Annotated in this window: 12 protein-coding genes and 1 pseudogene; 6 read left to right on the top strand and 7 right to left on the bottom strand. The window is 75.1% G+C overall.

Annotation, left to right across the window (positions count from 1 at the left end; genetic code table 11):
- The 3 genes and pseudogenes from EOE48_RS29460 to EOE48_RS27795 all read left to right on the top strand — a co-directional run.
- A pseudogene (locus EOE48_RS29460) lies at nucleotides 1–478 on the top strand (hypothetical protein); the annotation flags it as partial.
- Nucleotides 479–489: 11 nt separating this feature from the next.
- Nucleotides 490–1,437 carry a cellulose biosynthesis protein BcsN gene (bcsN, locus tag EOE48_RS27800; protein WP_127734130.1) on the top strand — a complete coding sequence of 316 codons (948 nt, stop codon included), beginning with the start codon at nucleotides 490–492 and terminating at the stop codon, nucleotides 1,435–1,437.
- A 158-nt stretch (nucleotides 1,438–1,595) separates the two neighbouring features.
- On the top strand, nucleotides 1,596–2,480 hold the full coding sequence (locus EOE48_RS27795; protein WP_127734129.1) for a calcium-binding protein: 885 nt from the start codon (nucleotides 1,596–1,598) through the stop codon (nucleotides 2,478–2,480).
- Between the two features lie 131 nt (nucleotides 2,481–2,611).
- Here EOE48_RS27795 and xseA read toward each other — a convergent pair whose 3' ends face one another.
- A complete protein-coding gene (xseA, locus tag EOE48_RS27790) occupies nucleotides 2,612–4,231 on the bottom strand; it encodes an exodeoxyribonuclease VII large subunit (protein WP_127734128.1) in 1,620 nt (539 codons plus the stop codon).
- A gap of 171 nt (nucleotides 4,232–4,402) precedes the next feature.
- Between xseA and purD the strand changes: the two genes are divergently transcribed.
- On the top strand, nucleotides 4,403–5,698 hold the full coding sequence (gene purD, locus EOE48_RS27785) for a phosphoribosylamine--glycine ligase (protein ID WP_127734127.1): 1,296 nt from the start codon (nucleotides 4,403–4,405) through the stop codon (nucleotides 5,696–5,698).
- A gap of 119 nt (nucleotides 5,699–5,817) precedes the next feature.
- Here purD and EOE48_RS27780 read toward each other — a convergent pair whose 3' ends face one another.
- Entirely contained in the window at nucleotides 5,818–6,549 is a 732-nt protein-coding gene (locus tag EOE48_RS27780; RefSeq protein WP_127734126.1) for an SDR family oxidoreductase, read from the bottom strand.
- Nucleotides 6,550–6,620: 71 nt separating this feature from the next.
- Nucleotides 6,621–7,637: a 2-keto-3-deoxygluconate transporter gene (gene kdgT, locus EOE48_RS27775; protein ID WP_127734125.1), complete on the bottom strand. Its 1,017-nt coding sequence runs from the start codon at nucleotides 7,635–7,637 to the stop codon at nucleotides 6,621–6,623.
- Nucleotides 7,638–7,928: 291 nt separating this feature from the next.
- On the opposite strand from kdgT, the gene EOE48_RS27770 reads away from it, so the two are divergent.
- Nucleotides 7,929–8,834, top strand: coding sequence for an alpha/beta fold hydrolase (locus EOE48_RS27770; protein ID WP_127734124.1), 906 nt, complete (start codon nucleotides 7,929–7,931; stop codon nucleotides 8,832–8,834).
- Between the two features lie 139 nt (nucleotides 8,835–8,973).
- Here the strand turns inward: EOE48_RS27770 and EOE48_RS27765 are convergent, their stop codons facing one another.
- The 3 genes from EOE48_RS27765 to EOE48_RS27755 all read right to left on the bottom strand — a co-directional run bounded on the left by EOE48_RS27765 (nucleotide 8,974) and on the right by EOE48_RS27755 (nucleotide 12,956).
- Nucleotides 8,974–10,713: a flagellin N-terminal helical domain-containing protein gene (locus EOE48_RS27765; RefSeq protein ID WP_127734123.1), complete on the bottom strand. Its 1,740-nt coding sequence runs from the start codon at nucleotides 10,711–10,713 to the stop codon at nucleotides 8,974–8,976.
- A gap of 216 nt (nucleotides 10,714–10,929) precedes the next feature.
- Nucleotides 10,930–12,201, bottom strand: coding sequence for a class I SAM-dependent RNA methyltransferase (locus EOE48_RS27760; protein WP_127734122.1), 1,272 nt, complete (start codon nucleotides 12,199–12,201; stop codon nucleotides 10,930–10,932).
- A complete protein-coding gene (locus EOE48_RS27755; RefSeq protein WP_127734121.1) occupies nucleotides 12,198–12,956 on the bottom strand; it encodes a TlyA family RNA methyltransferase in 759 nt (252 codons plus the stop codon). Before EOE48_RS27755 ends, EOE48_RS27760 begins: the two co-directional genes overlap by 4 nt.
- Nucleotides 12,957–13,037: 81 nt before the next feature.
- Between EOE48_RS27755 and EOE48_RS27750 the strand changes: the two genes are divergently transcribed.
- Nucleotides 13,038–13,598: a superoxide dismutase family protein gene (locus EOE48_RS27750; RefSeq protein ID WP_127734120.1), complete on the top strand. Its 561-nt coding sequence runs from the start codon at nucleotides 13,038–13,040 to the stop codon at nucleotides 13,596–13,598.
- 66 nt (nucleotides 13,599–13,664) lie between these two features.
- On the opposite strand, the gene EOE48_RS27745 is transcribed toward EOE48_RS27750, so the two are convergent.
- Nucleotides 13,665–14,167, bottom strand: a 503-nt coding sequence (locus tag EOE48_RS27745) for a transketolase C-terminal domain-containing protein (protein WP_281292803.1), incomplete at its 5' end; no start/stop codon positions are given.

The raw sequence follows: 14,167 nt of genomic DNA, 5'->3' as shown, positions 1-14,167 counted from the left end.
CCGGCGGGGGGCGGCCGGCGCGCCCCGCCTCGCCCAGGTCCCGAGCCCGGTCGCCCCCGCGCCCGCCGGCCGCGGCACGCAGGCCCGCCGCAGCGACTTCCCGGTCGCGGTGGTCGGCGACAACCCGATGCGGTTCTTCCCGGCCGGCTCGCCGGCCCTCGACCGGGTCCGCGACGGCGATTACCGGCGCGATCCCCGGGCCGATCCGCCGCTGGTCGCCCGCCGGGTGCCGGGCGTCGGGGCGATGCCCTACGAGCGGCTCGGCTACGCGCTGCTCCCGGGCTGGAACGGCGCCGACGCCCCCGGCACCCCGGTCGCCGACCAGCGCCCGGCCGCCGGCACCCTGGCGCAGGCCGACCAGAGCGCCGGCCCGGCCCCGGCCGATCCGCGGCCCCGCGCCCAGGCCGCCGGCGACCGCTTCGCGCCCTTCGGGCAGGCCAACCTCGATGACGGGCGCGGTTCGCGCAACGTGCGGTGAGGAGACCGCTGATGAGAGTTCCCTCCCTCCTCACGGCCGTGGCGGTTGCCCTGCTGGCCGCCATCCCGGCGGCGCGGGCGCAGCTCGCGGTGCCGCCGGGCCTCGTCCAGGGCGCCGGCCCCGCGGCGTCCGGCGACGCCCGGGCGCTGCTGAGCCTGCCCGGCATCGGCATCCGCTCGGTGCGCGACAGCCGCACCCTCGACGGGTTCGAGCAGACGATCCTGCTCGACGACGGCGGCGAGGGCCGCAGCCGGATCAGCCTCACGGTCGGTGCCGCCGCCGGCCCGATCGCGCTGATGCGCCCGACCCGGATCGGCATCGCCGGCGAACTCGCGATGTTCAGCGCGGCCGAGGGCATGCGGATCGCGACCCGGCAGCAGCGCAACCCCTACGGCCCGATCGGCCTCGCGGTCGGCCGCACCTGCGTCTATGCCTGGCAGTGGTTCGACGATGCCGGGACCCTGCTGCCGCGCCTCGCCGGCAGCGGCCGGTCGGCCTCGCTGCGCATCACCCTGTGCCGTCCGGAGGCGCCGGCGCGCCTCGTCGCCGCCGTCGAGCGGATGAGCGTGCGCGAGGGGGGCGCCCCGCCGGCCCGGGTCGCCCACCGGCCGCGCCGGCGGGTCCCCGTCGCGGCCCCGGCCGCCGAGCCGCCGCCGGCCGCTGTCGCCGCGAAGACGAGGCTGCCGGATCCCGAGCCGGCTCCCGACGCGACCCTGGCTCCGCGGGTCTCGACCCCCGACGGCGTCGGGCAGCGCCGCTACCTCGCGCCCCTGACCCCGTCCGGCTCCACCCTCGCGGGCGACGTCGCCTCGGCGCCGCGGGCCGAGATGAACCAGACCGGCAGCGTCGGCGGCGCCGGCCGGCTGGCCGCCCCGGCCGCCCCGGCGGAGCCGGCCGAGACCCTGTCCGGCGACCTGCCGGCCCGCGCCTTCCGGGGGCCGGACGCCAAGGGGTTGTGAGCGGCTGCGTGCCGCCGGCCCCGGCGCCGCTCGTTCCACCGGCGTAGTCCGTTCGCGCCCGGCCGCCGGGGCGGGAAATTCCGGATATCTTTGCGCACCTCCTCGCGCCGCCTAGCGTCGATGCCCGATGCCGGACGGGTTCGGCGAGGGAGGCGGGCATGGCGATCGTCGGCGACGTGGACGGGGATCTGCGCGGATCCACCCGAGCGGGCAACCAGACCCTGACCGGCGTCGAGAACATGGGCTTCGACACCACCATCTTCGGCGACGCCTCCGGGACGCTGTTCGACGCCGCCCGCGGCGGGAACGACGACATCGCGTCCGGCTCGCGCGGGTTCGCGTTCTACGGCGACGCCCGGGTGCTCCAGGACCGTGCCCGGGGCGGGGACGACCGCATCCGCGGCTCCGGGCGCTTCGGCAGCCTCTACGGCGACGGCGAGCGGATGCTGGGATCCGCCCGCGGCGGCGACGACGAGATCCGGGCGGATTTCGAGGCCGGAACGCTCTACGGCGACGCGGCGTCGCTCGCGGACCGGGCCCGGGGCGGCGACGACCGCCTGACCCTGAACGCGAGCCTCGTCGGCACGGCCTACGGCGACGGCGAGACCCTGTCGGGCCGCGCCCGCGGCGGGGACGACGACCTCCTCGCGCTGGGAGAGGGCCGCCACGCCCTCTACGGCGACGCCCTCGTCCTCGGCGACTGTGCGCGGGGCGGCAACGACACCCTGCGCGCCGGCGAGGGCACCGACGACCTCTGGGGCGATGCCGCCACGATGGGCCCGGGGGCGCGGGGCGGGCGCGACACCTTCGTGTTCGGCCCCGGCACGGGCCACGACGTCGTCCACGACTTCCGCCACCGCGAGGACCGCATCCTGCTCACCGGCTTCGACCCCGGCCTGTCGTTCCGGGACCTGACCGTCGAGACGCGGGATGCCGATCTCGACGGCACCCTCGACAGCATCATCCACCTCTCGCCGCAGGACAGCGTGACGGTGCTCGGAGACGCCCGCCTCTGCGCCTCGGACGTCCGGTTCTCGGCGTGATACGGTTTTCCGATCGACCGCTTCGCGGTGCGGACATCGGATCATCAGCCCGCGCGGCGCTTGAGCGAAGCCGAAATCCGCATCGCGAAGCGATCCCGGAGGGATCGCCGAGCGATCAATCGGATTTCGTATCACACGTCGAACAGCGACCCCTGCGCCGCCCCGTCGACCGGGGCCGGCGCGGCGACGCGCTTGGACTTGGACTCGCGCTTGGCCTCGGGCTTGGCCTCTGACCCGGACCTGGCGGCACGGCGCCGGGGCGGGGCCTGCGGGGGCGCCTCGACGGCGGGAACCGGCTCCGTCCCGTCGACCACCGCCGCGACCGTGCCGTCGGCGAAGTCCAGCGTCACCCTCCCGGCGGCGCGGGCGGCGGTCGCCTCGCGGACCGGGCGGCCGGCGGCGTCGAGCACCAGGGCGTAGCCGCGGGCGAGCACCGCCCGGTAGTTCAGGCTGCCGAACAGGGAAGCCGCGGCGGAGAGGCGGCCGGCGCGGCGCTCGAGTCCGCGGGCGAGCGCCGGGTCGAGCCGGCGGCCGAGGCCGGCGAGGCGCTCGCCCTGGACCGCGATCGTGCGCCCGAGGGCGTGGCGCGGCCGGTGGTCGATCGCCGCCACGCGCTCGCGGGCCCGGGCGAGGAGCAGGGAGGGCGGGTTGCGGGCGAAGCCCTCGAGCGCCCGGGCGAGGCGGCGCTGCAGGTCGCGGGCATTGCCGGCGAGCCCCGGTTTCAGCCGCGCCTCGGCGAGGTCGAGGCGCTGGCGCTTGACCGCCAGCAGCGCCTCCGGGCCGGGCAGGGCGCGGGCGAGGCCGCGCAGGTCGCCCCGGCGCCGGTCGACGAGGCGCCCGAGCGCCCCGGCATGGCGGCGGGCGAGGCCGTCGAGGTCGGCCAGCAGCTCGCCCCGCACCGGCACCGCCATCTCGGCCGCTCCGGTCGGCGTCGGGGCGCGGCGGTCGGCGACGTGGTCGATCAGCGTCACGTCGGTCTCGTGGCCGACCGCCGAGATCAGCGGGATCGCGCTCTCGGCCGCGGCCCGGACCACGATCTCCTCGTTGAAGCTCCACAGATCCTCGATCGAGCCGCCGCCGCGGGCGACGATCAGCACGTCGGGCCGCGGGATCGGCCCGTCCGGCGGCAGGGCGTTGAAGCCGCGGATCGCCGCCGCGACTTCTTCCGCCGAGCCCTCGCCCTGCACCCGCACCGGCCAGACCAGGACCGGGCGGGGGAACCGGTCCTCCAGCCGGTGCAGGATGTCGCGGATCACCGCGCCGGTCGGCGAGGTGACCACGCCGACGACCCGCGGCAGGAACGGCAGCGGGCGCTTGCGGGCGGCGTCGAACAGCCCCTCGGCGGCGAGCAGCCGGCGGCGCTCCTCGAGCAGCGCCATCCAGGCGCCGGCCCCGGCCGGTTCGAGGGAGTCGATGACGATCTGGTAGGTCGACTTGCCCGGGAAGGTGGTGATGCGCCCGGTGGCGACGACCTCCAGCCCCTCCTTCGGCTTGTGGCGCAGGCGCCCCAGCGTGCCCTTCCAGATCACCGCGTCGATCTTGGCGCCGCCGTCCTTGAGGCAGAGATAGGCGTGGCCCGACGAGTGCGGCCCGCGATAGCCCGAGATCTCGCCGCGCAGCCGCACGTGGCCGAAGGCGTCCTCCAGAGTGCGCTTGAGCGCCGAGGCGAGTTCGGTGACCGACCATTCGGGCACGTTGGCGGCGCCGGCGGCGGCGGACGTGCGGGACACGGCGAGCGGGGAGGCGGACATGGGGCGGGAGGCTAATCCTTCGCCCCCGGCGGCGGAAGCCCGCCCGTCCCGGCCGCTGTTGACGGCGTCCCGCCCCGTGGCGCCGGCATCACACCGGTCCGGACGGTTGCCCGCGGCACCGGCGCCCCCTACACGCACGGGACATCCCCGCCGCCTGCCGAAGACCGGACCATGCCCGCCGACACCTCCCTGACCCTCCTGCTGATCGGCTCCGGCGGGCGCGAGCACGCGCTGGCCTGGAAGCTCGCCCGGAGCCCGCTCTGCGGCCGGCTGCTGGTCGCGCCCGGCAATCCCGGCACCGCCGCCCACGGCACCAACGTGCCCGACCTCGCGGTGACCGACCACGCGGCGGTGGTCGAGCTGTGCCGGCGCGAGGGCGTCGGGCTGGTGGTGGTCGGGCCGGAGGCGCCGCTCGTCGCCGGACTCGCCGACGCCCTGCGGGAGGCCGGGATCCCGGTCTTCGGGCCGGGCGCCGCGGCGGCCCAGCTCGAAGGCTCGAAGGCGTTCACCAAGGAGCTGTGCGAGGAATTCGGCATTCCGACCGCCGCCTTCGCGCGCTTCCGCGACCTCGACCGGGCGCTCGCCCATCTCGACGGCCGCGCCGCGCCGATCGTCGTCAAGGCCGACGGGCTCGCCGCCGGCAAGGGCGTGGTGGTGGCCGAGACCCTGGCGGAGGCGCAGGCGGCCGTCCGCGACATGCTCGGCGGCGGGCTCGGCGCCGCCGGGGCCGAGGTGGTGATCGAGGAATTCCTGTCCGGCGAGGAGGCGAGCTTCTTTGCCCTGTGCGACGGCACGAACGCGGTGGCGTTCGGCACCGCGCAGGACCACAAGCGGGTCCATGACGGCGACCGCGGCCCCAATACCGGCGGCATGGGCGCCTACTCGCCGGCCCCGGTGCTGACGCCCGCCCTCGAAGCCGAGGTGATGGCGCGGATCATCCGCCCGACCCTCGACGGGATGCGCGCCCGCGGCACGCCGTTCTCCGGCGTGCTCTATGCCGGGCTGATGCTGACCGACGAGGGCCCGAAGCTGATCGAGTACAATGTCCGGTTCGGCGACCCCGAATGCGAGGTGCTGATGCCGCGGCTGTCGAGCGATCTCGTGCCGCTGCTGCTCGCCGCCGCCGAGGGCGATCTCGGCGGGGTCGCGGCGCCGGTCTGGTCGCCCGGGACCGCGCTCACCGTGGTGATGGCCGCCCCCGGCTATCCCGGCCCGGTGGAGAAGGGCTCGGCGATCCGCGGCCTCGACGCGGCCGAGGCGACGGGCGCGGTGGTGTTCCAGGCCGGCACCCGCCGCGACGGCGACCGGCTGGTGGCCGATGGCGGCCGGGTGCTGGCCGTCACGGCGACCGGCGCCGGCGTCCGCGAGGCGCAGGCGCGCGCCTACGCGGCGGTCGACCGGATCGACTGGCCGGAGGGATTCTGCCGGCGCGACATCGGCTGGCGGGCGGTGGCGCGGGAGGGGTGAACTCCCGCACCTCAGCGGACTTGCGTCGACGAGCCGACGCAAGTCCGGCTATCTCATTGTTTTATCGCAGGTTTTTGTCGCAAAAGCGGCGGCCGCTCTCGCGAAACCTGCTGAGGCGCCTACAGCGCCCAGCCGCCGTCGATGATGTGGAACTGGCCGGTGGTGTAGGTCGCGGTGGCGAGGTGGAGCGCCAGGTCGGCGATCTCCTCCGGGCGGCCGATGCGGCCGATCGGCTGGCGGGCGATGAACGCCGCGCGGGCGGCGTCGTAGTCGCCCTGGGCCGACAGGCGCTCCTGCAGCGAGGGCGACTCGACGGTGCCGGGGCAGATCGCGTTGCAGCGGATGCCCTTCGTCACGTAGTCGGCCGCGATCGACTTGGTGAGCCCGAGCACCGCCGCCTTGGTGGTCTGGTAGGCGAAGCGGTTGGGCACGCCCTTCACGCTGGAGGCCACCGACGCCATGTTGATGATGCAGCCGCCGCCGCGCTCCAGCATGCCCGGCAGCACCGCGCGGGTGGTGCGGACCATCGCCTTGACGTTGAGGTCGAAGGCGAAGTCGAGGTCGCCGTCCTTCATCTCGAGGATCGTCCCGTTGTGGACGACGCCCGCGCAGTTGAACAGCACGTCGACCGGGCCGATCGCCGCGAAGCCGTCGCGCACGGCGGCATCGTCGAGGACGTCGAGCACCCGGGTCTCGATGCCGAGGGACGTCAGCTCGGCGAGCTTGCCCTCGTTGATGTCGGTCGCGACGACCCGCCCGCCCTCGCGGGCGAACAGCTCGACGGTCGCCCGCCCGATGCCCTGCGCCGCCGCGGTGACCACCACGACCTGACCCGCCAGTTTTCCAGCCATGGGTTCTCCTCCCCGTTCGTTCCGCGTCCCCGGCGGCCTTGCGCCGTCCGGGGCCGGCGCTTGGCCGCGCCTCAATCCACCGGCGCCAGATGCAGCGGCGCCGGCGCCGGATCCTGCTCGCGCTCGCGCTCGACCACGCCGCCGCCGAACTGCTTGTACCAGAGGCCGGTGAGGATCGGCACGACGATGGAGGTGACGATGACGCAGACCGCCACCAGCACCGTCGCGGTCTGGGCGCTCGGCGCGAATTGCGGGGCGACGGCGGCGATCGCCACCGGGTTGGCCGCCGCCGCGCCGGCGGTGGAGGAGGCGGCGAGGCCGGCGGTGCCGGTGCCGCGCCCGATCACCTTGTCGGCGAGGATCAGCGGGATGCCGGTGAGCACGATCACCGCCAGCGCCAGCACCACGCCGAGGCCGGCCAGCGGCGACAGCAGCGTGCCGAGGTCGATGGTGTTGCCGAGCGCGAAGGCGAAGAACGGGATCATCAGGTGCCCGCCCGGCGCGAAGAACTCGCGCAGCTTCGGGTCGAGGTTGCCGAGCACGAATCCGACCAGGAACGGCAGCACGGCGCCGAGGAAGATCTGCGGCTCGAAATGCGCCGCCCCCGAGGCGCCCAGGATGATCATGCTCATCAGCGGGCCGGACTCGATCGAGGTCAGCACGAAGGCGCCCGCCTCCTCGCGGGTGCCGTAGGTCTGCATCAGCGAGGCGTAGAGGCCGCCATTGGTCATGTCCATCGCGCACACGATGGCGAGGATCGACAGGCCGGCGAAGAAGCCGGTCTGGATCCCCTCGACGGGCACGAACTGCGACGCGACCAGCACGATGACCCAGGCCGACAGCAGCTTGGTGAGGACGAGGGTGCCGGACTTGCGCAGCACCGTGCCGGTGGCGCTGAGTCTGATCGAGGCGCCCATGCAGAAGAACCACACGGCGAGGATCGGGAGCACCCCGGTCATGATGCCCTGGGTGAAGCCCTTGAAATAGGCCGGCGCGCCCGGCGCGAAGGTCTTGCACAGGGCGCCGAGCAGCAGCGGCGCCAGCATCAGCCCGCCGGGAATCCGGTCGATCGTGCGTTTGATGTCCATGGGGTTCCTCCCTGTTCGTTCGAGACCCGCGAGGGGCCCGCCCGGCCGGGCGCCGGTTCCGGGCGGCGTTGTTGTCGTTCGTCCGGCCTTATACCGGCCCTGAGTACCGTTCCGCCGGATGATCGATTCGATCGTCTGCCGGTAACTGATATATCACGCTGCTGTCTGGGGATCGAGAGCCCGGAGTGTCAAGTCCGACTATCGGATGATCCGCGGTCGCTGCGGGGCCTTCGCCCTACCGCGGCGCGACCTATCTTCCCCGTCCCGGCCCCGCCGCCCCGGAGACGCCCGATGCCCGCCGACCTGTTTCCCGGATTCTCGGCCCACTGGATCGACCTGCCGGACGGGCGCTTCTTCGCCCGGGCCGGCGGGCCGGAGGACGCGCCGGCGGTGCTGCTGCTGCACGGCTTCCCGCAGAGCCACGCCTGCTGGCACCGCGTCGCCCCGGCGCTCGCCGAGACCCACCGGGTCGTCTGCCTCGACCTCAAGGGCTACGGCTGGTCGGCCGCGCCCGCGGGCGACGCCGCGCATCACGACTATTCCAAGCGCCGGATGGGCGAGGAGGTGGTGACCGTGATGGAGAGCCTCGGCCACGCCCGCTTCGCGCTGGTCGGCCACGACCGCGGCGGCCGGGTCGGCTACCGGCTCGCCCTCGACGCGCCGGGGCGGATCTCGCGGCTCGCTCTCCTCGACATCCTGCCGACGGTGATCCAGTGGCGGCGGATGCAGGAGGATCCGGCGCTCTACCCGCACTGGCGCTTCCTCGCCGGGCCGGCGCCGGAGCCCGAGCGCGAGATCGGCCGCGATCCGGTCGCGTGGTACGAGGCGCAGGTGCGCGGCTGGACCGGCGACGGCCGCCTCGACGCCTTCGCGCCCGCTGCCCTCGACCTCTACCGGCAGGCCTGGAACGTGCCCGAGCGCATCCATGCCGGATGCGAGGATTACCGCGCCGGCGCCGGGCCCGACCGGGAGGCCGACGAGGCCGACCTCGCGGCGGGCCGGCGCATCGCCTGCCCGGTGCTGGTGCTGGTGGCCGACCGCTTCGTCGGCCGCAATGGCCTCGACCCGGCGCTCGCCGCCTGGACCGGCACCTTCGCGCCGCAGGCAACCGGCGCGGCGATCGCCTCCGGGCACTTCCTGCCGGAGGAGAACCCGGCCGCGACCCTGGAGGCGCTCAAGCGCTTCCTGGCCGGGTGAGACGGTTTTCGGACGATCAGTTCCGAAAACTGTATCACCAGCCCGCGCGGCGCCTGAGCGAAGCCGATTTTCGCATCGCGAAGCGATCAATCGAAAATCGTATGAGACGATTTTCGGATCTGACCGCCCGGATCTCGCGTCACGGCCGGAACAGCAGCAGCAGGGCGCTCGGCGCCGCGTTGGAGATGGTCAGCGCCTGGAGCCCGAGCTGGCGCTGCGCCTGGAGCGCCCGCAGCCGCGTCGCCTCGGCCTCCATGTCGGCGTCCACGAGGGCGCCGACGGCGCTCTCCTGGATCCGCCCCTGGGCCTGCGCCCGGTCGGCGCTGGCGACGAGGTGGGTCCGCAGGCCGCCGAGGCGCGCGGCGAGCGCCGTGACGCTCTGGCTCGCCCGGTCGACGAACCGGATCAGGCTCTGGATCTCCTTCCCGGTCGACCCCGCCGTGATGCCGAAGGCGGTGCCGGCGCCGGCCACCGAGACCGAGCGGGTGCTGCGGGTCAGGGTGACGCCGCCGACCTCGACCCAGTCGGTGGCGATCGCCTCGGGGCTGTCGAGGAGGCCCTTGCGCAGCCGCGCCGGCTCCTGGAAGCCGAGGTCGGTCCGGGCGGCGCCGGGGGTGGTGCCGTAGCCGATGTCGACGAGGCTGTTGGCGCCGGTGGGCGGCGCCACCGTGACGGTGACGGAGGAATCGACGCCGGAGGCGTCGACCGCGAAGGTCAGGCCGCCGCCGTTGAGGGCGCGGACATGGACCTCGTCGCGCGGGTACAGCCCGTCGTAGAGGCTCGCGTATTGCTGGTCGATCTGCCGGGCGATCTCCTGGACCACCGTCCAGTGCGTGACGTTCGCCAGGCCGGTCACGCCCCGGGAGGCGAGCACCGCGCCGTTGACCACCACGTCGTAGACGACGCCCGGATACTTCGCGGCGAACGGCCGGATTTCGAGATGGACCTCGTTGCTGCCGCTGAAGTCGAGGCCGTCGCCCTGGCTCGTGACGGTGAAGTTCGCCGGGGTGCCGCCCGAGACCTGGAACGACACCACGTCGCCGGCCGACAGGTTCGCGACCGGCACGTCGACGAAGCTGTTCCAGAGGTAGCTGTCGATGCTGCCCGGGATCGGGCCGGTGGTGCCGCCCGCCGGGGCGGCGACGCCGTCCTGGTAGCTGCCGGTGATGGTGCGGGCGGGGTCGCGGACCTCCAGGCGCAGCGTCCCGGCGCCGGCCATGTCGGAGCGGACGTTGTAGGCCCGGACCTGCGCGCCGAGGCTGGACGCGTTGATGGTGGAGGCCAGCCGGGTGATCGGGTCGATGGTGACCGTGCCGTCGAGCACGGGCGTGTGCGGCGTGACCGCGTTGGCGTCGAACAGTGCGACCGAGGCGAGGTCGAGCCGGTCGACGGAGACCGACAGGCCCTCGGCGCCGCGGGACGCCGCCAGGGCGAACTGCGCGTAGCGGCCCCAGTCGCTCCGCGCCGAGTCGACCGAGAGCCAGTTCGTGCCGCTGATCGAGGCGGATTCGGCGTTGGTGCGGATCTTCCCCTGGATCGCCGCGATCTGGCGCTGGATCTCGTCCCTGTCGACGCTGTCCGACACCGCGGTCGTGAGCAGGTCGCGCATCCGCCCGAGATCCGCCAGGACCGTCGTGAGGCTCCCGGCCGCCACGTCGACCACCGAGGCGTCGAGGGTCAGGGTGGAGGCGAGGACCGCCCCGGTGCTGCGGTCGGCCCGCAGCGTCGTGGCGATCGACCAGTAGGCGGCGCCGTCGGCGGCGGAATCGACGCGCCGGCCCGAGGCGATCCGGCGGCTGGTCGCGTCGAGGTCCCGGTCGAGCGCCCGCAGGTTCTGCAGCGCGACCGAGGCGGCCCGGTTCGTGATCACGCTCGTCACCGGACAATCCCCGCGTCGGCACTCTTTGTCGGCACTCTTGCGAAGGTCAGGCGGACCGTCGGCCGGTCCCGGACCGGTCGCGGCCGCCCAGGGCCGTTCGTTCGAATTAGACCGGACCAGTTAAGGAGTCGCCAACCACGGGGAATGGACTTGCGCGACGGCGCCGGCCGGCGCCGCGGAGCGGACCGGACTGTCCGTCGTCCGCAAAGGGTGCGGTCAGGCCGCGCTCCGCCGGCCGCGCACGGGCGGGCGCCGGAAGACGCCGACCAGCTCGACATGGGGCGAGTGCCGGAACTGATCGACCGGCGTCACGCCCTCCAGCCGGTAGCCGCCGGCGGCGAGCAGGGCGGCGTCGCGGGCGAAGGTCGCGGCGTCGCACGAGACGCCGACCACCACCGGCACCTTCGACGCGGCGAGGCGGGCCGCCACGGCCTCGGCCCCGGCCCGGGGCGGGTCGAACACCACGGCGTCGAAGCGGTCGAGCTCGGGGGCGAGCAGCGGGCGGCGGAAGAGGTCGCGGCGCTCGGTGGCGACCCCGCGCAGGCCCGGCGTGCCGCGGGCGGCGCGGTCGAGGGCGGCGAGCGCCGCCCCGTCGCCCTCGACGGCGTGGACGCTCGCCGAGGCGGCGAGCCGCAGCGAGAACGCGCCCGAGCCGGAAAACAGGTCGGCGACGCGCCTGGCCTTGCCGACCGCCGCGACCACGAGGGCGCCCAGCACCTCCTCCCCGGAGGCGGTCGCCTGGAGGAAGCCGCCCGGCGGGGTGACCAGGGCCGCCGCCCCGGCGGTGAGGACCGGCGCGCGGCGCTCGACCACGATGTCGCCGTGCAGGGCGAGGCGGGCGAGGTCGAGGTCCCCGGCGAGGCGGACCAGGGCCTGCCGGGCGCGGTCGGAGGCCGGGCCGTGGCCGCGCAGGTCGACGTCGAGCCCGCCCTCGGTCGCGGTCACCAGCACGTCGAGGGGCTTGGCCCCGCCGCCGAGGGGCCCGCCGAGGGCGCGGGCGACCGCCGGCGCGCGGTGGAGCGCCGGGACGGTGATCGGGCAGGCCTCGATCGGCACCAGGGCGTGGCTGCGGGCGGCCATGAAGCCGGCCCGCGCCTCGCCGTCGATCCGGCGCAGGTGCAGGGCGATCCGGCGCCGGCCGGCGCCGTGGGCGTCGACGAGGTCGGCCACCGGCGCGGCGATTCCGGCGCGGGACAGCGCCGCGACGACGAGGCCGCGCTTCCACGCCGCATAGGGCGCCGGGGCGAGGTGCTGGACGGCGCAGCCGCCGCAGGCGCCGAAGACCGGGCAGAACGGGGCGATCCGTTCGGGGGAGGAGGCCACGACGTCGACGAGGCGCGCCCGCCGCGGGCCTTTGCCCGCCTTGCCGTCCGGCTCCTCGGGCTCCACCCGCACGGTCTCGCCCGGCAGGGCGCCGGGCACGACGAGGCCGTCCTCGGCGACGCCGTCGGCGCGGCTGCCGAGGCGGGTGATGGCGACGGTGGTCATCGGGGATCCTCCGGGGCGCTCGTCCGGCGCCCGCCGATCAGGAACTCGCGGTTGCCGTCGCCGCCCTCGATCGGGGAGGGGATCGGGCCGGCCACGGCGACGCCGAGGCCGGCGAGACACCCGCGGACGGCGTCGCAGACCGCGGCGTGAACCTCCGGCTCGCGCACGATCCCGCCGCGGCCGACGCGGCCGCGGCCGGCCTCGAATTGCGGCTTGACCAGCGCCACCAGGGCGCCGCCGGGGGCGAGCAGCGGCACCACCGCCGGCAGGACGAGGCGCAGCGAGATGAAGCTGAGGTCGATCACCGCGAGATCCGGCGGCCCGGGCAGCCGGCCGGCGAGGGCGCGGGCGTCGGTCGCCTCCAGGCTCGTCACCCGCGGATCGCCGGCGAGGCTCGGATGGAGCTGGCCGCGGCCGACGTCGACGGCGTGGACCCGGGCGGCGCCGCGGCGCAGCAGCACATCGGTGAAGCCGCCGGTCGAGGCGCCGAGGTCGAGGCAGGCGAGCCCGGCGGGGTCGAACCCGAAGGCGTCGAGGGCGGCGGCGAGCTTGAGGCCGCCGCGGGAGACGTAGGGATGGGGCGCCTCGGCCTCGATGCGCGCGTCGCGCGGCAGGAGGTCGGAGGCCCGCCGCACGGTCTCGCCGTTCGCCCGCACCAGCCCGGCCGCGATGGCGGCCTGGGCCCGCGCCCGGCTCTCGAAATGCCCGGCCTCGACAAGGAGCCGGTCGGCCCGCTGCCTCTGCGCCTCCGTCATGGTCCGTTCCGCGCGCCGGCGGCCCTGTCGGGCGGCGCGATCTCCCTTAAGTGTGCCCTCGATCGAGAGGAGTGAGGATTCATGAGGACGACCCTGACGGCGAGCACCCTGGCGGCGGGGCTCCTGGCCCTCGGCCTCGCCGGACCGGCGGCCGCCCAGACCGCCCCGGCGGCCGATGCCGCGAGCGCGGCACCCCAGACCTACGAGACGGCGATCGTCAACACCAAGGGCGAGACGATCGGCCGGATCGCGATCCGCGACGGCGCCAACACCCTGGTGATGCGGGTGACGATCCAGCCCGGCGGCCTGCCGGCGGGCTGGCACGGCATCCACTTCCACGCGGTCGGCACCTGCGAGGACACCGCCAAGTTCGAGCAGTCGAAGGGCCACGTGAACCACGACGGCAGCAAGCACGGCCTGCTCAACCCGGAGGGCCCGGACGAGGGCGACCTGCCCAACGTCTACGCCAACGCCGACGGCTCGGTGAACGCCGAGGTCTCGACCGACACGCCGCTGACCGGCGAGGGCGGCCTCAAGGACGCCGACGGCGCCGCGCTGGTGATCCACGCCAACGAGGACGACCACGTGACCCAGCCGATCGGCAATGCCGGGGCGCGGATCGCCTGCGCGGTCATCAAGTAGGGCGCGGCGGGCACGGCCGCCCGACCCTCCCCCACGACGGGGGAGGGGTGCCCGCCGGCCACCGGATCAGCGCGGGCGGCGCGAGACGCTGACGACGTTGCCCTCGCGGCCGGCGGGCTGGCCGGACGGAGCCGGCTTGGCCTCCCGGGCCGGCAGGGCGGCCTCGACGGCCTTGACGATGCTGGCGGCGTCCAGGCCCGCCTCGGCGTACATCCGCTCCGGCGTATCGTGCTCCTGGTAGCTGTCCGGCAGCGTCAGCGTCCGAACCCGCACCTTGCCGCCATCCAGCGCCCCCCGCTCGGCGAGCAGGTGCAGCACCATCGCGCCGAACCCCCCGACCGATCCCTCCTCCAGCGTCACCAGAACCTCGTGGCTCCCGGCCAGATCCAGCAGCAGCGCCTCGTCCAGCGGCTTGGCGAACCGCGCATCCGCCACCGTCACGCCGATCCCCGACGCCTCCAGGCGGTCGGCCGCCTTCAGCGCCTCGGCCAGACGCGTGCCGAGGCTCACCAGCGCCACCCGGGCGTTCGCCGGACGGCGCACCACACGGCCCCGGCCGATCGCCAGAA

The sequence above is a fragment of the Methylobacterium oryzihabitans genome, assembly GCF_004004555.2.
GTDB lineage: Bacteria > Pseudomonadota > Alphaproteobacteria > Rhizobiales > Beijerinckiaceae > Methylobacterium > Methylobacterium oryzihabitans.
The sequence above is the reverse complement of the archived record's forward strand: the minus strand, read 5'-3'. Positions and strand labels throughout refer to the sequence as shown.